The 19,040-nt window shown below is 64.3% G+C and carries 16 protein-coding genes and 3 pseudogenes; all 19 read right to left on the reverse strand.

Translation table 11 applies throughout. From position 1 onward, the window contains the following. Positions 1-20 precede the first annotated feature (20 nt). Positions 21-491: pseudogene (locus DM450_RS08675) on the reverse strand (transposase); the annotation flags it as partial. A gap of 27 nt (positions 492-518) precedes the next feature. Beyond that, positions 519-1,892, reverse strand: coding sequence for a transposase (locus tag DM450_RS08680; protein ID WP_234792435.1), 1,374 nt, complete (start codon positions 1,890-1,892; stop codon positions 519-521). 62 nt (positions 1,893-1,954) lie between these two features. Then, a pseudogene (locus DM450_RS08685) lies at positions 1,955-2,701 on the reverse strand (IS256 family transposase); the annotation flags it as partial. A 155-nt stretch (positions 2,702-2,856) separates the two neighbouring features. Beyond that, entirely contained in the window at positions 2,857-3,447 is a 591-nt protein-coding gene (locus DM450_RS08690) for a hypothetical protein (RefSeq protein WP_260610341.1), read from the reverse strand. A 113-nt stretch (positions 3,448-3,560) separates the two neighbouring features. Beyond that, positions 3,561-4,256 (reverse strand): hypothetical protein, encoded by a 696-nt coding sequence (locus tag DM450_RS08695; protein WP_021243925.1) that lies wholly within the window; start codon positions 4,254-4,256, stop codon positions 3,561-3,563. 71 nt (positions 4,257-4,327) lie between these two features. After that, positions 4,328-9,472: a helicase-related protein gene (locus DM450_RS08700; RefSeq protein WP_142634081.1), complete on the reverse strand. Its 5,145-nt coding sequence runs from the start codon at positions 9,470-9,472 to the stop codon at positions 4,328-4,330. Positions 9,473-9,592: 120 nt separating this feature from the next. Further along, entirely contained in the window at positions 9,593-10,831 is a 1,239-nt protein-coding gene (locus DM450_RS08705) for a hypothetical protein (protein WP_142634083.1), read from the reverse strand. A 21-nt stretch (positions 10,832-10,852) separates the two neighbouring features. Then, entirely contained in the window at positions 10,853-11,329 is a 477-nt protein-coding gene (locus DM450_RS08710) for a hypothetical protein (protein ID WP_142634085.1), read from the reverse strand. 59 nt (positions 11,330-11,388) lie between these two features. Further along, a complete protein-coding gene (locus DM450_RS08715; protein ID WP_142634086.1) occupies positions 11,389-11,673 on the reverse strand; it encodes a hypothetical protein in 285 nt (94 codons plus the stop codon). After that, positions 11,670-11,945, reverse strand: a complete 276-nt coding sequence (locus DM450_RS08720) for a hypothetical protein (protein ID WP_142634088.1) — start codon at positions 11,943-11,945, stop codon at positions 11,670-11,672. The genes DM450_RS08715 and DM450_RS08720 overlap by 4 nt, the downstream gene beginning before the upstream one ends. A 114-nt stretch (positions 11,946-12,059) precedes the next feature. Then, positions 12,060-12,818, reverse strand: a complete 759-nt coding sequence (locus DM450_RS08725) for a PRTRC system ThiF family protein (protein WP_142634090.1) — start codon at positions 12,816-12,818, stop codon at positions 12,060-12,062. After that, entirely contained in the window at positions 12,808-13,470 is a 663-nt protein-coding gene (locus DM450_RS08730) for a PRTRC system protein A (protein WP_142634092.1), read from the reverse strand. Before DM450_RS08730 ends, DM450_RS08725 begins: the two co-directional genes overlap by 11 nt. Then, complete coding sequence (locus DM450_RS08735; protein ID WP_142634094.1) at positions 13,467-14,285, reverse strand: PRTRC system protein B; 819 nt, start codon at positions 14,283-14,285, stop codon at positions 13,467-13,469. Before DM450_RS08735 ends, DM450_RS08730 begins: the two co-directional genes overlap by 4 nt. A gap of 8 nt (positions 14,286-14,293) precedes the next feature. Beyond that, the gene (locus DM450_RS08740) at positions 14,294-15,274 is read right to left on the reverse strand and encodes a hypothetical protein (RefSeq protein ID WP_260610342.1); all 981 of its coding nucleotides are present in this window, start codon (positions 15,272-15,274) and stop codon (positions 14,294-14,296) included. After that, positions 15,234-15,455 (reverse strand): hypothetical protein, encoded by a 222-nt coding sequence (locus DM450_RS26180; RefSeq protein WP_260610343.1) that lies wholly within the window; start codon positions 15,453-15,455, stop codon positions 15,234-15,236. Before DM450_RS26180 ends, DM450_RS08740 begins: the two co-directional genes overlap by 41 nt. Positions 15,456-15,458: 3 nt before the next feature. Then, complete coding sequence (locus DM450_RS08745; protein ID WP_142634098.1) at positions 15,459-15,665, reverse strand: PRTRC system protein C; 207 nt, start codon at positions 15,663-15,665, stop codon at positions 15,459-15,461. Positions 15,666-15,708: 43 nt separating this feature from the next. After that, complete coding sequence (locus DM450_RS08750) at positions 15,709-16,143, reverse strand: PRTRC system protein E (RefSeq protein ID WP_142634100.1); 435 nt, start codon at positions 16,141-16,143, stop codon at positions 15,709-15,711. A 37-nt stretch (positions 16,144-16,180) separates the two neighbouring features. Then, positions 16,181-17,818, reverse strand: a complete 1,638-nt coding sequence (locus DM450_RS08755; RefSeq protein WP_142637664.1) for a PRTRC system ParB family protein — start codon at positions 17,816-17,818, stop codon at positions 16,181-16,183. A 198-nt stretch (positions 17,819-18,016) separates the two neighbouring features. Beyond that, positions 18,017-18,835, reverse strand: a pseudogene (locus DM450_RS26185) (toprim domain-containing protein); the annotation flags it as partial. Between the last annotated feature and the right edge of the window lie 205 nt (positions 18,836-19,040).

Consider the following 19,040-nt stretch of genomic DNA (forward strand, 5'->3'; position numbering starts at 1 on the left):
CTGGCCATCGGGCTGCATTTTCAGGCGGCCTTGGGTGTAATCTGTAGCGGCTGAACCTCCTCTGTTGTTGATGTGGCAAGGGCGGCCATGCCCTCGATTTGCATGTAGCGGTGCTGGAGCTGGTATTCGTCGTTCTGCTCGAGGAGGACTGCGCCGACGAGGCGGATGATGCTGTCCTCGTTCGGGAAGATGCCGACGACATCGGCGCGGCGCTTCACTTCCTTGTTCAGCCTTTCCAGCGGATTGGTGGAGTGAAGCTTGGCCCGGTGCTGCTCGGGGAAGGTCATGTATGCGAGGACGTCATGCTCGGCATCGTCCATGCACACGCCGAGCTTGGGCCAGCGGGCGCGCAACTGATCAGCGACCTGACGCCAGACTTGCGTTGCGGCGGCATGGTCGGGCTGGAGGAAGACCTGGCGGATGGCGGCCGCGACGACAGTGTTCTGGCCCTTGGGTACATAGGCCAGGGCGTTGCGCATGAAGTGGACACGGGGGCTGTTGAAGAATGCCTTCTTTGGTCAACCGACCACGGCGTAGCTGCAGTTGTTTGGTCCGCGATCGGGCCCATTCAAGATATCGGCGACCAGACGACAGAGCAAAGCAGCGACGAATGCGGCTAGCCGCTTCAGGTTGATTGCTGCTGCGGTGAGGTAGGCTTGGATCTTCATATTGCTGAGACCACGGCGAACCGCGCGTGCAAGTCCATGCTGGACCTTTGCTTCCCCGTGGATGCCTTCGACCCGCCATCGGTGGCGGGTGTAGAGTGCTTTATCCCGTTCGTTCCATTGTTCACGTCGGCGTCGGGCTCGCAGCAGCGCCGGATAATCGTCGCCAAGGACTACCGCTTTGTTGGTGCGCCCACCCGATAAGCACAGGCGTGCAAGATTGCAGCGTCGGCAGTCCTTCGCTCGCGAAGTGAAGAAGCGGCCGTGTTTGATCCTGCGTCCCGCCTTGAGCTTTTTGCCACGAGGGCATTTCAGGATGTCGTGCTTGGCATCATAGCGGAACCGACGCATTGGGACGGGCGAACGGATTGGTTCCCGCTTGGGTGGTATGACGGCGCTCGTATCGCGACGTTCCAGCTGGCCGTAGACCTTGGCGTAGGCGTATCCGGCATCGGCCGTGACTATTTCGATATGGGTCCCGATTGTTGCCTCGATCCGATCGACCGTCGAGATGAGCTCGTTGCCTTCGTTGATTTCGCCGGTAGTGATTTCGACGTCGATGATCACCCCAGCCACATCGCACACCGCAGTGTGTTGCTTATATGCGGGCTCAAGTCGCTGATTGCGCCCGGAAGTCGCCATTGTGGCCTCGGGATCGGTGGTGCAGATCTTCTTGTATTTTCCGGTTTTCTTGGTGTTGCGTTCGGCTTCTTCGGCCGGGTTCTCCGCGCCAACCTTGTCAACCCAGCGGGTCGCGAGAGCTTCCCAGCTGACGTCAGCGCGGATCAACGAAGCGTCGATATGGACAACCTCTCCCTTGGCGATCTTGGCTGAGACGCATGCCTCGACCGTGCGCTCAAAAATACGACGAAAGCGCTGTTCGCCCCAACGTTGCCGGATGCGGGTCAAGCTCGAGTGATTAGGCAGCCGTTCGGTAAGGCCGAAGCCACAGAACCAGCGGATCGCCACGTTAACCGCCGCCTCACGCATCAGCTTGCGGTCGTGCACGATGCCGAGGAGGAACCCGGCGAGCATGAGCCGGACCGCGGTTTCCGGCGCTATGCCGGGGCGGCCGTTGTCGGCACAATAGAGATCGGCGACGTCATCCGCGAGCCACGAAAGGTCGAGCACCCGCGACACCTTAGCCAGGACGTGATCATCCGGGATTAGATCCCGAAGACTGCCAGCGAAGAACTCGTACTGTTCAGGCCGCCGCTCCCCAAGCATTGACGCCTCCCACTGCCGATATTTCGAAGTGAATCACAGCGGCATGGCTTTTTCAACAGCCCCACACGGCAGCGCTGCCAGGTGGCGCTGAGCACGCGGGTGATCGCCGCCTTGAGGCCCTCATGGGCATCGGAGATGACCAGCTTCACGCCGGTCAGGCCGCGGCGGGTAAGGTCCTTGAGGAAGGTCGACCAGAACGGCTCGGCTTCGGAAGGGCCGATGTGCAGGCCGACGATCTCGCGCTTGCCCTCGGTGTTGACGGCAACGGCGATTATCGCGGCAACACTGACGATCCGTCCGCCCTCGCGCACTTTCAGATAGGTGGCATCGAGCCAGAGGTAGGGCCAGTCGCCGGCAAGCGGTCGCTTGAGGAAGGCGTGAACGCGTTCATCGATGTCCTTGCACAGCTTTGACACCGAGGACTTGGAGATGCCGGTCATGCCCATCGCCTGCACCAGCTCGTCGACGCGCCGGGTGCTGACCCCGGCGATCCACGCCTCCTGGATCACTGCGACCAGCGCCTTCTCGACAGTCTTGCGCGGCTCCAGGAAGCCGGGAAAGTAGGCGCCGGTCCGCAGCTTGGGGATCTTGAGGTTGAGCGTGCCGAGCCGGGTATCGAGGCTGCGGTCGCGATAGCCATTGCGCCAGGTCGTGCGTTCGCCCGATCGTTCATGGCGGCCTGCGCCGACCAGGCCATCGACATCGGCCTCCATAATGATCTGCAGCACGCTCTCGGCGATTGTGCGCAGGAAATCTGTGTCTCCGGTCTTCGCCATCAGTTCGGCAAGCGGTAATCTGTCGTCGGTCATCGGGATCAACTCCTCGGTGGGCGTGTGAAGTGTGGTAACTCCACCTTACCGATGAGCCCGGTGGCCACCGAGTTCGAAATCGCATGGGGTGGGGCATGCCCCACACCATGCGATCACCTCAATCTACACCGGAAATTACACCACGAGCGCGGACGCTAACGGTCCTCGACCTGCCTGCGCTTCGCCGACGACAGCTTGACGCCGCTATAGGCCTGACCGCCGCCGGGCGGGGGCAGCGGGGCCTTGCCGCGTGCCAGAAGGTCACGGTTGTACCGGCGGCGCTGCTCGGATACGCAGGCCGCCGACACGCCGAGACGCAGCTGGATTTCGATGCCTTTGAAGCCCTTCTTCAACGCGTAGCGCAGCCGCTCGATACCTTCGGCCGTCAGGCGGCCATGCTGGTCGCGCTCCGCAGGGCGGTATCCGCGCCGGACGCACAGGGCCATCGTCACCACGTTGCAGGCGCTGGCTTCGCAGACGCCGAAATGCTTGCCGATCGCGCTGAACGACCAGTTTTCGATCTCGCGCAGCCTGATGGCTTCCTCAACGGCTTCGCCTTGGAGGCGCGGCTTCGGCGCGGGATTTTTATGGGTGGTCTTCAGGCCGAGCTTGTGGGCCTTGACCTGAAGGGCATGCACGCTCCGGCCCGGCAGCCGCCGCGCGACATTGTGCCCTTCGGTCGGATAATAGGCGCGCAGCGCAGCGATTTCCTGCGCCGTCCATGGCGCGGATCTGGGGATTGTCATGGGAAAAGCCTCCGGGAAAAGGGGGGCCTGTCCCGCGGACACTCGGCCGTGATGGTCCGGGGTCCATTTGAACAGGCCTGCCTACTCCCTCCCCCTTCTCTCCCGCCGGACTGTCACCATTCGAAAGAGGGCAGCCGGTCGGTCGCGGAGGCATCGCGGTCCAGGATCAGATAGTCGCACCCCTGTTCCCGCGCGAATGTCAGCACGGCGAGGAGGTCGCCTGGAATCGCGGACCGGACGCCGAACGACGACGGCGTGGCGCAAATCACCCAGCCATAATGGGTATCGGCAATGCTGACGGGGCGGTCGGATGGTTCGCATGTCATCCACTCGTCGATCGTCAGGGTCGTCGTCCATGAAACGTGGGACGACGACAATGCGATATAGTTTCCGATCTCCAGACGCTCGGGATCGTAGCCGAGGTCCGGATCGATCCATTCCATGCGGCTGAGAAGCTGGTCCTCGGGATGAAGGTTGAAATAGTCGCGCACGACGATGGCATCCTCGATTCGGGTGGGATCGCGGCTGTCGTTGATCTCGCCCCATTGCGCCCGGCAGAAGACCGCGACCTGGTTCATCAAGCCCTTGCGACTGACGGCGGCGAGGACAGTTGTTCCATGGCCATGGCCGATGGTGGCGAGATAGACAGGGATGGACCAGGGAACCGGGGTCCGGTCGATACGTTCGATCGCGGCGTCGAGATCGGCTATGATCTCCGCCCTGTCGGCGGGTACTTCGCAATCGGTGGCAAGGGCCACCCTGGCGCGCTCGAGCAGCGCGCGATGCGCGGTTAGCGTATGATATGTCATGGCGATATCCTTCAATGTGCGGGCGGAAGGCGGCGGTCGCGGATCGGCTGCGCGGCGCCGTGCGGATAGGCTCAGGCCGCTTGCGGCACCGGCGTGCCATCGTGGTTTTCGGATTCCGCCGAGGACGCTGCATCGTCGTTCCCCGGTTCGAATTCCCCCTTGGTATTCGCCAGCTCGGCCTCAAGTTCGGCGAGTTCGTTAAGCTTCTCGTCGAGCAAGGCAGCGTCGGGGAATATCTGCCCCAGGCGCGCCTCGAAGGCCGGGAGGCGGCGTTCATTGGCTTCAAGGCTGGCTCTGACGGCGGCGAGGTCGGTGTCGAGATCGCGGATGGAAGACTCTATCCGGCCAATCGCCGTGCCCGGCCGCGTCTTTTCGGTAACCTCGAATTCGGAGTGCTCGCCGTGGTGCTGCACCGCGATCACGGTGCAGAGGTAGCGCCTTCCATCGGTGTTCAGGGCCTCGTAGCCGGAGAGTTCCAGGCCGATGCCGTTGAAGGTGCCCAGCGTCCAGCGAACCTCCGTGCGGCCCTTCCGCATCCGGTGCGCATATCCGAGGAGCCGTTCGCCGGCGGCTTTGCGATCGGTGATCATCGTGCCGTCGCAATCGAACAGAATCTCATCTGCCTTCGCGGGAACACGACGTGCAAGATCGGCCTCCAGTCTGGCGATCTGCTTGTGGCAGTCCTCGATCTCGCGCGTCGTTCGCGTGATGGTCCTGCGAATATTATACTGGTCGTCGGTATGGGCATCCCGCAGGCGCAGGAGCCGTGCGACCTCGGCGTCGAGCCCGGCCTTTTTCGTCAGCCGGTCGTCTCCGGATGCGAGAGCCTTGGCCAGCGCGAACTGGTTGACGTTGGAGCTGACGTCCTCGATCCGGCGGATCGAGCGGTCGCCCGACATGGCCATGTTGATGAAGCGTGCCTTGCGCTCGAGCATCTGCCAGTTGGTCGCATCCATCGAGCCGCTGGTCGCGTAGCCGTAAAGCTCGATTTCGTCATTCTGGTTGCCCTGCCGCTCGATCCGCCCTTCCCGCTGCTCGATATCGGACGGCAGCCAGGGCACATCCAGATGGTGCAAGGCTTTGAGGCGCTGCTGCGCGTTGACCCCGGTTCCCATGGTCGCCGTGGACCCCAGGACGAACCGCTTGCGCCCCTGGTTGAGGTCGTTGAACAGGCGCTGCTTCGCGCTGTTCTTCTTGTAATGCTGCATGAACGCGATCTGGTCGGCGGGAATACCCATCGCGACGAGGCGATCACGGATCCAGACATAGGCGGAAAAGCCGCGCGTTTCGAGCGCGGCCTCGGTGCCGAGATCAGAGAAGATCATCTGCACGGCACCGGGGAGCGGATAGGGTTTCCCGGTCTCGGGATCGATGTAGCGATGGTCGGCCGTCTCTTCCCAGATGCGGTAGGCGTTCTCGATCAGGAGATTGAGCTTGTTGCCCTCCTCGTCGCCCATCATCGGGTCGACGAAACGCAGGTCGATCGCCGAGTGGCGGCCATCGGTGATCACCGACAGGAGGATGTCGTCGCCCTTTTGCGGGCGCCCGCTGCGATTCTCGATGGCCTTGATGCGCTGGGCGAGCACGCGCTGATAGGCTTTGAACGGCGCGCCCGATTTGGCGACGATGATCTGCCGCTTTCCACCCTTGACGGTGGGCAACCGAACATATTGCCGCAGGTCGTCCTTGAGCACGACGTCGGCGACGGAGCGGTACATCGCCATCAGGTCGGCGACGTTGACGAATTCGCAGAAGCGGGTGACCGGCTTGTAGCTGCCGCTAGGCTGCAATTCGAGTTCGGTGCGTGTGTCCCCGAACGCGGCCGCCCAGGCGTCGAACTCGTGCAGGCCCTTGGCGTATAGCTCGTCGGGCTGCATGAAACGCTGCAGCGTATACATCTCGCCCAGCGTGTTGGTGATCGGAGTACCGGAAGAGAGGATCAGTTCGCGTCCGGGATTGGTCCCGGCGAGATATCGGCTCTTCACGAAGAGGTCCCAGGCACGCTGCGAGCCGACCGGATCCACACCCTTCAAGTCGCCGAGATTGGTCGCGAAGGTCAGCTTGCGGAACTGCTGGGCCTCATCGACGACAATCTGGTCGATACCAATCTCGCCAATATGGACGAGGTCATCCTTACGGGACTGGAGGTTCTCCAGCCGTTGCTTGAGTCCCTCTTTCAGGCGTTCGACGCGCTTGCGCGAGACGCGGTCCTGGCTGTCGATGCCGGTGATCAGCACCTCGTAGCTGTCGAGCTGGTGCTCGATAAGCTTCTTCTCGAACGATGACGGCGTGGGCACGAACTTGAATGCATCGTGCGTGATGATGATCGCATCCCAATTGCCCGTCGTCGCCCGCGCCAGGAACCGCTGTCGCTTTTCCTTCACGAAGTTCGTGTCGTCGGCGACCAGGATGCGCGCGGTCGGATAAAGCATCAGGAACTCGCGCGCAATCTGCGCGAGGCAATGGTTGGGCACCGTGATCATCGGCTTGTTGGCCAGGCCGAGGCGGCGCTGCTCCATCACGGCGGCACACAGGCTGAAGGTTTTGCCCGCCCCGACCGAATGGGCGACATAGGTCGAACCCGAAGCGATGATCCGCCAGACGACGCGCTTCTGGTGATCGCGCATCCGGATCGTGGTCGATGCGCCCGGCAGCTTCAAATGCTGGCCGTTGAAGCTCCGGGGCACGAGATTGTTGTAGGCGTCGTTGTAAATGCGCACGAGCCGGTCGGCGCGTTCGCTGTCCTGCCAGACCCAGGTCTCGAAAGTCGACTTGATCTTCGCAAGCTTCTCTTTCGCGGCTTCGGTATCCGTGACGTTGAGTTCGCGGCGCTCTGAACCGTCCGGTTCGCGGTGTACGTCGTAGATCTTGGGAATGTGGGAATTGAGCGCATCTTCGAGCAGGTCCGCGGCGCCGCGGCGCGCCGTGCCCCAGGTCGAGGTCGAACTGACGTGCCCTGCGAACGGAGCCTTGTCGACCGTCCAGCTGGCAAGCTCCACGGTATGCAGGATCCGGGTCTCGACCTCCATGATTTCGAGGATGAACGCCTCGATGACGTCCACCGGAATCCAGGGGGCGCCGAGGCGCGCGGTGATCTCGCTCGGCTTGAGATCGACCGGCTGGACAGCCTCGAGCGCGGTTGCGACGGCGAGGAATCGTGGATCGGTCTCGGCCTTCTCGCGCGCCAGGGCGAGCTTGGTGCGGACCGGACCCGAAAGAACTTCGTCGGCCGTGACCCAGTGATCGAAATGCGGTGTGCTGCGGATGGGGTCGAGAGAGATATCACCCGCAAGATCGGCGAGCGCCTCGGCCTCGGTGACGCCGAGCATGCCGGCGATCAGGGGGACGTCGACGCGGCCGCGCTCATGGAGTGAGAGCGCAAGTGCATCCTGCGCCGAGTGGATTTCATGGGTTACCGGCGGCTTGACGACGCGCTCGGTGAAGATCGGACCGGGCGTGCCGGCATCGCTTGCCTCGTCATAGGTCTCGATCGAAGCCACCAGCCAAACGTCCGGGTCGTCGAGGAAAGGCTGAAGGTTCGGGCGGCGCTGATATTCCTTCTCGGCCCCTGTCTCCGGATCGGTACGAATGCTGGTGATGGTGCGGTTGATCGGCCCATATTTCTTGGCGAATTGCCGGTAGTGGTTGAGCAGCGTCTCCTGAAGTGCGGCATAGGGCCGGTCATTGAGCTGCGCGCGCAGGATCGCGCGGACCGTATCGCGGATTGGGATGAGGGCCTTGATGATGGCGGCGTGCTTGGGAAACAGGCCGGTGCCGCCGCGGCCGGATTTGACGCCGACGACGGTCGAGATGCCACCCACGATCTGATGCAGGACGCCGCCAGAAACGAGATAGCTGCCTTCCTTGAACTCGGCTTCGTCGGCGGCGGTGCCGACTTGCACATCCTGCGTGACTTTGAGCGTGTCGCGCAGCGAGGTCGCGCGCTCGATCGGCTTGCAGGCGCCTGCGTGCTTCGACGCGATCGCGGACAATGTGGCCGCGAGGGCGACCGGGAGGTCTACGTCGGGCTCGGCTGCGCAATTATAGTCCATGCCAAACTGCCCGCTTCGCCATTCGTGGCGCCCCAGCACATGATTGGGATGGTCGAGGAAGTAGCGGTTGATCCGAAGCGGCCCGAAACCTTCGTCGCTGTCGGGGATTTCGGCCAGCTCGATCCAGTTCTGTGTGCGCGGAAGGGCATCGGGGGTGTGCTTCTGGAAGAGCAGGATATCGACGACGACATCTGTGCCCACCTCTTGTCGCATCGCCTTGCCCGGAAGGCGCACCGCGCCGAGGAAATCGGCAATGCCGTCGATATGGTGGCGGGCCCTGGGATCGCTCTTGTCGAGCGAATAGCGTGAGGTCACGAACAAGGCGATGCCGCCGGGGCGCAGATGCTCGAGCGATCTGGCGATGAAATAATCGTGAAGCGATAGGCCAAGCTTCCCGAGCTCGGTCCGGTTCTGGATGGTGAGGTTCGAGAAGGGCGGATTGCCGATTGCGAGGTCGAAGTCGTCCGGCAGCGATGCCTTGTCGAAATCGACGCAGCGGATGACCTGGTTTGGATAAAGCGCGCTTGCGACCCGCGCGGTGACGGGATCGTTCTCGATGCCCACGAACACCGTGTCCTCGGACAGCGCATCCGGCCGGAGCCCCATAAAGAGGCCGCTGCCGCATCCCGGTTCCAGAACCTGCCCGCCGGCAAAGCCGAGGGTCCGGGTAGCGTCCCACATGGCCCGGATGATGTATTCGGGGGTGTAATGCGCATATTGCGTCGCGCGTTTGAGCGACTGGAGTTCGACATCGGTCGTCTCGGCGACCAGGGACTGCCCCAGTTCCTCCCAACCCTCGCGGAACTCATGCTCGCGACGGGCAAACATGTTGTTGGCAAGTTCCGACGCGCCGAAGCCGATGAACCTGGAAATCGCTTCCTGCTCGGCCGGCGATGCAGACCGCTGCTCTCGATCGAGCAGGTTCAGCAGCCTGATCGCCTCGACATTGTCGCGTGCGCGTTCCTTCCATGAGGGCGCCAGGGTCCGTCCCGCGGCTAAGGAGAAGTCGATAGCTGCCTCGACCGAAGGTCGGGCGGTATCGACGATGGTTGCCGTAAAGAGTGTCGGCTCCGGATCCACGGGTCCGACTGGCTTGGCTGGTGCGACCGGCTGGTCGAAGTCGAGGCACAGCTGGAGAGCCAGCGCGGATGCACTGTTTCGCATGGAATGCTTCCTTTTCGGTGGTCTTGCGGGCACGGCGCGGCGGCCCGGTCGGATGTCAGGCGGGTCGGGTGTCAGGGCGTGGCGCGGAGCCTCGCGCCGGGCGTCGGGTCCGGCGTTGGTTCAGCCCAGACGAAGCGACGCGGCATATTGGCGCAACAGGTCGGCCATCGCGGTTCGCGTATGCGCTTTGTTGCCGATCACGATCTCGGGATGGAGTTCCTGGCCGACCGGGGTGCGATAGCCACGCGCGAGGTCGCCGCTTGCGTCCTCGACGACGATGCGGTGGCCGCGGGGGCTAGCCGGCCCCGCATAGCGGGCGGTGAAATCGCCGAGGCGTCCCGAGAGCCCGGCGGCCATTTTGCTCCATCGGATGTGGCCGGCAGCGAATTGTTCATCGGGTGCACGGCCGCGGGCAAGCCAGAGGCGGAACTGCGCCCGCTGCTGGAGCACCGAATTGCGGGTTCGCTCCATCGTTCGCGCGAGTGGCAGGATATCGGCGTCGGCATCGAGCCGGGCGAGCTCCGCGTGGTCGGCGACGATCAGGATATCGGTATAGTCGCCCTGGCGCAGGATCTGGCGGAGCGCGGCGTCATCGCCGGGCGGCGGGGCCGGCAAACCCGATGGCGGATGCAGCCCGGTTTCGGCGTCGACCACAAACAGCGGCGCAGCCTCATGTCCAGGCCGTTCGCGCAGCATTGCGAGGATTCCAATCGTCCCTGCCTCGCGTTCCGAAGCGCCGAGCAGGAGCAGGCGCCGCTGCCATGATACGGGCGCGGGCATGTCGGTCGGGCTTGGCCACTGGCTGGGAAGCGGCCGTGCGACGCGCGGGTTGTCAGGACGGTCGATCTCGGACGGCGTGGCGGCGAAAGATCGTCGCGCGACGTCGAAGATGTCATCGGGCTGGCCGCCGCCATCGAGAAATCCCTGTTGGTATGCCGGCGGGCGAACATCCTGTTGCTCAGCGCGGGACGGCGACGGTGGGCGCGCTGGCCAGCCCGCGACGGCTGCATACTTCCCATCGGCATAGGCAACCGCAGCGTCCCAACCATAGCCATGAACGTCGCGGGCATGAAGAATGGCGGGATTGCGGCTGTCAGTGCTGCCCTGCGCGATCTGGCATTCGATGCAGGCGAAGTTCGCGGCCGTGCGCTGGCGCTCGGTTTCCAGTCGGATCGCCTCGTTGAGCGGGCGAAGCGCCTGGACACGCTCGCGGGCACGCGCCATGCGCTCGTCGAGCGGCGCGTCGTTCGGCAGATCGGGGAAGCGGCGCCAGGCGTCGGCGAGCGCATGCGCCTGGTGGGCCGGACGGCCGTGCGCCATCCAGCATCCCGCATCGGCGGGATCGAAGCTGTCGGTCATGGCGATCTCCGATCCGGCGTGTCAGCGGCTGGCGAGCAGCACGGCCAGGGCGCGCGCGAACACATCGTCGCCGGCGTCGTTGACGATGACGGCATCGGGATTGGTGGCGCGCACGGCGCGGGCAACGATCGCGAGTGGCCGCTTGCGCAGCGGATATTGCAGTATCTGATCACGCTCAATCGTGACCAGATTAGTGCGGAGCAGACGCTTCAGGCGGCGGCCCTCGACGGCGCGAAGGAGAAGATCGCTCACCTCGATCTCGAGATCATGATCGCAGGCGATATCGCCGAGGCAGCGCGGCGGTCGGTTGGCCGTGAGCCAGGCATCGACGTCGGTTTCTGTCCACCGGCCGACCTGATGATAGAAGTCCGCCCCGCCCGATCCCTGGTTGCGCGCATGGAAAGCAAGCTCGCCGTCTATCCAGACCTCTGCGGTAAAAGCAGCGGTTTCCTGCGATAGCGCGGCACTATAGGAGATGCGCCGAAGTTCGATTTGCATGGGGGTTCTCCAGATTGCTCCATCACGCGGAGCACCTCCCCCATCCCCTCTCCCCTTCCTCAGGGGCAGCCCGAACTGTCGTCCGCGCCGCAAGGACGGTATTCGGCATCGTAGGAGCGACTGTTCTCGAATTCGGGATCGTCCGTTTCGTCGACCAGATAGCCGGTGACCTCCTCGGCTGGCTCCGCGTACAGCACGGCAGCGACATTCGGAAACAGACGAACAGGGAAAATCCCGCACCCGACAATAGCGTCAGCCTGCCGCATGGCGTCCGCATGATCCTCGGCGGTCACCGCAACCTTGACCCTGATCGTCGTAAAGACATGGACATGATAGCCTCTCACGCCAGTATCTCCGACCAGCCACCGGCGGCGCTGATCCAGACCATCCCCAATGCGCGGAGTGGCATTTCCATGCCATCACTGGACTCGGCGAGCGGATCACGCACGAGCACGCTGCCGCGGTCGTTGGCGCGCTGAGGGGCGCGCCCGCCGAGCACCATCAAATCGCCGCGCCCGCCCGGCATGTGAACGATATCACCCGGCCTCACCTTGGCGGCCAGCACGCGGCCAATAGTATAGTGCAGGGTCCAGCCATTTTCCTGAACTGAAGCCATATATGGTCTCCTTTGTGTGGGTTTTTGGGGGCAAGATTCTTCCGTCGCTCCGCCGGATTGACGTGCGGTTTGGGCCGGCATGGGACCGGCTTGCACAGGGCAATGCAGGTAGTCTCAGTCGCCGCGCGGAAGCGGGATCGGGACGGCCTGACCGCTCGCGAGATTGATGAAGGCGCCGGCGTGGCCGATCGAACCGCGGCCAAGCAGATCGAACAACAGCGCGAGGGAGTGGCTCGCCATGACGCGGTTGACGAACAGCGACTGGCGTTCGAGCGCCTCCGCGACCGAGCACGATGGGGCATTGTCGTCGGGCACGCCGTCGTCGGCGAGCTCGGGGAAATATTCGAGCACGGTCGGGAGACGTGGGCGATCCTTGGCCGCGGCGCGGCCCGGACAGCCGATCAGATACTGACCGTCGCTCGCGCGATTGCCGAGGTCCATCCAGTAGGCGGGAATGTTCCTTTCCTCGGCGAGTGCTGCTCCGATCGCACGGCGGGCCGAGGCCGTGTCGACGCAGGTGATGAGGATATCGGCGCCTTCGACGCCGATCTTGCCGGGCGCGCGTCCGTGAACCGCCTTCCAGGCGAGGCCATGCGCGAGGTTGATCCGCTCGGTCAGCGTCCGCGCTTTGGGGTTGCCGAGGTCGCAGCGGAAGAAGGGCTGTCGGCCGAGGTTGGCCTCGGTGACGATATCGTCGTCGACCACGGTGACATGAAGCGATCGCGAGGAGATCGCGCGCAGCGCCGTGTCGAGCGAGGCGAGTCCCATAAGCATCTGTGCGCCGTTGCCGCCGCAGCCTATGAGCAGAACCTTAAGCATGCGGTCGCCGAATGCGGCTGGAAGAAAATGGCGGTCGCTGGTGTCAGGCGGCATGATGGTCTCCTGCGAATGGGCTGCGCGGCAGCGGAATGAACATGCCGCCCGCGCAGAGGCGCGACGCTCTCGTGGGGCCGTCGGGCTGGTCCAACCGGCCGAACACGAGCGATATCTTCGTCGCATGCGCGTCGTCGGCATCGTCGGTGGCGCTGAAGAAGGATGCGCCCGCCCCGTGACTGTGGATGTCGCAGATCATGTGCCAGTCCGGCGACAGGACCGGCGTGCGGTAGACGAGGCGCGAGGGCGTGGCCTCGTCAATGACGGGAAATTCCACGGCGAACTCCCGCGTCGCCTCGTTCCAGAGAACGAATGCCGCCGCCTCATTCGGCAGAGCGGCGCGTAGAAAATCGAGGATCGATGCGAGATGTTCGCTGGGGATGAATCCACAGCGCAGGTCTGCCTTGGGGCCGCCGACACTGCCATAAGGAAGGTGCGCGGCGATCGGCGGCGTGACGGGGATGTCGAGCGCGAGCCATGGACGGCGCAGAATCAGCAGGACGCCGTCATTCCCCACGGCGAGGCCGTGTCCGACGCGAGCGGCGCGAAGCGCGTCGAGGGCGGGCGATCCTCCCTGGAGCGGGACCGGATAGCAGGGCACATCGGCAAGCAGCGCGGCCGCCGTGGGATCGTCGGCGAGTAGGGTCGTCATTTCGCGCCTCCGATGATTTTGCCGACGGTCATCGGCTCGACCGAGGCTCGGCGCGCAGGCCCTCGGGCGCCGGCGCCGAAGGCCTTGAGACGTCCGACCGGAAAGCGCTTCGCCCGGCGGGCGGCAAGATCGTCCCAGAGCCTGACCAGGCCGCCCTTGCCGCTGACGGTGAACTCCTGTCCCGGATTGGGGTGCGTCGACCAGCTGTCGAACACCGCTCGCTCGAACTCCGGAATGGACGCGATGGCGATCGCTCTCGGTATCGGGATATTGCCCCAGCAAAGTGAGCCGTTGACGAAGACATTGAGGATAGGTGAGTGCAGCACGCGGGTGTCGGCAGTGGGGCGCTCGTTCACAGGAAGCGCGTACACGCCGAGACGCGACCGGGTGGCGATGAACAGATGTGCGGGATAGGGGACCGGCACGACGGTTCGTTCCGTCAGGACCCGAAGCCCCGCCAAGCGCGTCGACAGGTCGAAATAGGCCGGACGCACCTGCTCCGGCACCCACCATGCGAGCATGTCGGGGTGAGCGACCAGCACGTTTTCCGGAAGAAGTTCCGGCCGGACCGTCCGCCCGAGGGCTTCAGTCCATTGCCGCAGATGCGCGCGCGACAACGGGACGCCCGCCGCAATCGTCGGCCGGCCCTCCTCGTCATGCTCGACGGCGTGCATGCTGGCGAACGCCGCCGCATCCCCGCGATGGGGACCATGGGAACTGAAATTACGCGGACCCTCGCTGCGGTAGAGCAGGATCGCTCCTCTCAGGACCAGACCGCCGCCAGCGGCTTCGAACTGGGTTGAATGTTCGGACATGAGATACCTCAAAATTGGGCTGGATCGAGCTGGATCAGCTCTTGCGCTGCGAGCAGGAATTCCGCGCCGAGCCGCAGCGACGCGAACCAGTCGTCGATGTGGTTTGCATCCGGCAGTGGGCAGAGCCCGGCCACCTCCATGAAGCCCATCTCCATGCCGTTGCGGCCGACGTCATCCAGTTCGCGCGCGAAGTGGTCGAAGGGAACGAGCGTGAGTGGTGGGAGGGACGAGCATTCCTCGATGCCGGGGATATAGTCGTAGGCGACCTGCAAATCGAAGTCCCAGGCGTTGCGTTCGGGCCGGAGAGAGCCGACGGCCTTATGCGCCGTGCGCAATCTCGCCAGCTTCTGCCGCAGACCGGCTGGGAGCCGCGCCGGTGGCGCCGCGTTTGCCTCGATCATCCATTCGGGCCGCCGCGCGTTCATCTCGGACGGCAGCGTGAGTTCATCGAGCTCGTCTGCACCCGCCCCGTGATAGGCTATCAGGCTTTGGCGGGCGCCCTCGTCGTCGATCTCGCCGTCCCAATAGTACATTGAAATCTCGTTGAAGAGATCCCGGTAGCCGAAGATCGGAAGGACACGGCCGAGGCACTGCTCGAGCGCCCTGTACGCGGCGGCGCGCCACGAAATGGGGGCATTGCCGGTTTCGATCCACCCGAGGTCGATCTGGCCCAGGCTGTGGCAGATCACGGCAATAGCCGGCGTGCCGTCCTCTTCGTTGAGAATGACGGCAACCCTGAAATCGGCGATTTCAATGGGATCGAGGATTTTGAGCACGGCGGCGTTGAAAACGCCTTCGATATGCCGACGGGCAGCCGCGCGCGTGTACAGTTCCGACGACGTTTCCCGCGCGGCGACCCAGCGGCCGATCAGCTTGTGATGTGGCGGCAGCGGCGCATCGAATATCGCGGGGACATCCGCCGAGATCGCGACGACACGCCCCGCAAGATCAACCGAGCGGCGGGAGGCGCAAGCCGGATGGGGATGCAAGCGGTTCGGGGGTTTCGCGGTTTCCGTTGCTGGGATCGGAGAGGATCCGCGCATGGAGCGCCTGGGCTTGGCTGCTGCAGGCAGGCTGGGAGATATCGGTCGAGTTGCCATCGTTCTCGATCCATTCGATGAGGCTTCTGTGGGGTGCGGCCGGGATGGCCGCGCGCTTGCGTTGCGGCATCGATCAGCCCTTGGTGCCGACCGCGCGGCGATACTCGGTGACGTGCGCGCCGCCGGTTACGCCGCCATCGATCATCTCGGCGTTGAGGATCGCCGGATAGAGCGTCGCGTGGTAGGCACGCAGGGCATCGGGGTCGCCCGCGAGGTGTGGCGGCACCGGAAGATCGATGCCATCGTAGCGATAGGCGCGCCTGAGGTGATTGATCTGCATACGAACCTCCGTGTTGATGATGGGACAGTGCGAACGGCGCCGCTCAGAACAGGGTGGCGGGCTCATCCGGCTTGGCGTCGGCCGGCGGGCTGGTCGGCGTCTGGATTTTGGGAGGGCTGGTCGGCGCTGGGGGCTTGGTTGCCGCAGTCTTGGCAGCCTTTGCCTTCGCAGTTTCCGCGGCGGCGGCCTTCGCGTCCTCGTCAGCCTGCCGCTGCTCCGCGACCTGGTCGGCGAGCGTCCTGCGCGTGGCGATAAGTTGGCCCAGCGCGCCGTCTGCGCCACGGGCCAATTCCGCATCGATCTCCGCCGCGCTGGCCGTGATCGAGATCGGCCGGGTCTCGCTGGCGTCGAGTGCGGCAGACTTGGGGTCCGCCTTGCGCGGAATGATGGTCAGGGTGACGGTCTCGTCGGGTCCGGCAACGAGGTCGAGGCCGAGCGAATAGCGGGCGAGCAGCGGGAGCAGGCTTGTAACAAGCATGTCGGTAGTCCTTTGTCTGGGAGTGTGGGGAAGCGGGTCAGGCAGCGAGTTCCGGGATCGGCGCTTTGGCGTGCGGCACAGCGCGATCCGGGGGCGGGCCATAGGTGCCGTCGAGGGTCATCGCGCTCGGCAGGCGCCCAGCCCAATCGAAGCCGATGCGATTGAGCATGCCGGTAATCAGCTCGGGCTTCTTCGACGCGAGCATCTTGGCGAACCGCTTTTCGCCCACATGCGCGATGAGGCCGCATTCCCGGGCAATGAATTTGAGCTCGTCCTTGGTGTATCGCTCGAGGAACGCCTGATCGACCTTCCAGCTGTCGCGCAGGTCGACCTCGAATATCCTCGCGAGATCGGCGACATGGCCGAAGCTGGCCACATCTTTGGCGTAAGCGGCGCCGATGACGGACAGCACGTTCGCCGCCCGGGCGTCGGGCAGCGCGCGGATCGCCGCGATCTTGGCGCTATAGTCGAGGTTCGGAAACGAGGCGCCGACCAGGATGCCGGCGCGCGACGTCAGCGTGTCAGGCTTGATCTGCGAGAGCGTACCCGACATCGCGGCGACAAGGATGGTAGTCTGCGCGTGCGCGGCATTGCCTGCCAGCGCCCGGGCGAGCGCAGTCCGCCAAGTCGCTTCGCGAAGTTCGGTGGTACGATTTGCAATCGATTTGGCGGTGACGGCCGTTTTGTCCGCGGCACTGGCGCTGGTCGCGGGCTTGACCGGCGCGGCGGGCGTAGGCGCGCGCATCGCGATGCTGTCCAGGTCCAAGGTCGTATCTTCCGAGAGCGGCTGAGAGTCGGTCAATGATACGGTTTCGTCGATCACATCATCGTTTTCGTCACCTTCGACTGTCTCGACGTGGGGCGGAGCCGCGGCCCGTGCTGCCTTCGCCGCGCGCTCCTCTTGTTCGAAACGGATCACTTCTGCGGCTTCCGTCTTCAGATCGAAGCACGCTGCGTTGGTGCAATAGCCGTCGTCGACATGGGTTTCGAAAAGCGCGCGTTGCGTGGCCGAGTTGAACGGGCAGGTCGTGCATTCACTCTTGTCGAAGCATGCGCTGCCAAGGTGCTGCGTGACGCGCATCAGCAGTTCGCGCGTCTTGTTCACGTCGAGACCGGCTTTCAGGATCGTTTCGAGGGCCTTGTCCTGCTTGTCGCCGGGAACCGCGGCGAGTAGTTCGGCGTGGCCGAGCTTGATCCTGCGTTCGTCGAGCGCGCACTTTACGGTGTCCGAAAGCTCGGCGAGCGCGAGGCGGCGATCGAACTTGTCGCGGGACCATCCGAGCCGCCGTATGGCCTCGGCCCGGTCGCCCTGGCACGCAGCGAGGTAGCGGACGGCGGCATCCGCCTGCTCGGTCTCCGAAGGATCGTCACGGTCGTCGTTCTCGGCGATCGCAGCTTCGAGCGCCTCCTGGTCCGTCATCTCGCGGATGATGACCGGTACTTCGCCGTCGGGGCCGTAGACCTCCAGCCCTGCCCGGTAACGGCGCTCTCCGGCGACGATGGCGAAGACATCGCCCCTCGGGCGAAGCAATATGGGCTGGATTATGCCGCGTAGCCGGATGGAAGCCACCATCTCGTCGTGCTTTTTCCGGTCGAAATAGCGGCGGGGATTGTCGCCCTTCACGATCTTCGAGAGGGGCAGCATGGCAGGATAGCTCGGTTGTGGCGAGGTCAAGGCTCGTCTCCTTGTCGAATATGGCGGGCTGGTCAGGGCCGCGTCGGCGTCCATTCCGCCGCATGTGCCTGAATGTGCGGAGCGCAGCTGACCGTCAGGTTGCCTGCCCCAACCACCTCCCTCCCTCCCTCCCTCTCCCCCTTCTGCGCGATGCCGGTCGTTCCAGTCGTTGAAGCCGCCGCCGGGGAATCTCGTCTCGATCATAAGGCCGGGCCGCGCATGCGCATGACGAGCCCGCCGCGCACATCGTCGTCCGGGCGGATCGTCGTCGGGGAGCAGAATGAGATGCTCGACCCGCTCGGGAATGGTGACGAACGGCAAGCGATCGGACCCAAGCGCGGCCCAGACCGGAATGCCCAGCAGAAAATGCGCGGACCATGCGGTCTCCCAGCCCTCCGCAAGGCCGAGCACACTGGTCGCCGCGCCAAAACGAACCGCGCCGCCAAGAGGACGGCCCAGAAGCCGTTTCGGCGGATCGAGATCAGTGACTGGCAGACCAGTGCAAAGATCGAGGAATAGCCGCTCAAGGGCTACGACGCCGGTATCGCACTCCACGGCGGCAAGCAGCGCGGGGCGGAAACGGACGGTCTCCCCGCGCCCGTAAGGAACCCGATCATGATAGCGGAGCGAGGGATGCGAACCAGCCAGTCTGCGTGATGCCAGATAGGCATCGGCCGGTGTATCATTGACTGGGGAAGCCTCCTTCCAGAGCGAGCATATCCGCCCCGACAGCTGACGCTTCCGTCCATCGGGCATGGTGCAGCCGCCTTCGCTCGAAGGGATGCTACGCCGATCACCGCGAAGTGCGCGAATGACTTCGAGCGTTGAGCAGCCCGCGAAGCATTTGAACAGGATACCGCGTTCACCGACCCGGACCGACAGGCTTGGGCGATGGTCGTCATGAGCGGGGCACCGGCACATTGCGCCCGATGGCTTCCATTCGCCGCCCAGGGATTTGACGATGCTGGCGGCGGCGGCGTGCAAGCGGGGATCGGCGCTGGTCCGCGAAAGGGCCATGAGAAATTCTCCAGCTGAAGGCTATCCTCCAGCCCAAGCCCCTCTTCCCTCCCACAACGGCGACGCGACGTGAGATCACGAGGACTATGATGGAGTATGGAGAGAACCTTCCGCGCACGCGGCATCTCCTCCTCTCCTCAGATCCGTATTGACCGTGACCGGCGGTTCAATGGTGATACTGCGGAAGGAAGTCCGATGGAGTTGG

Source organism: Sphingomonas sp. IC081, assembly GCF_006874585.1.
Classification (GTDB): Bacteria; Pseudomonadota; Alphaproteobacteria; order Sphingomonadales; family Sphingomonadaceae; genus Novosphingobium.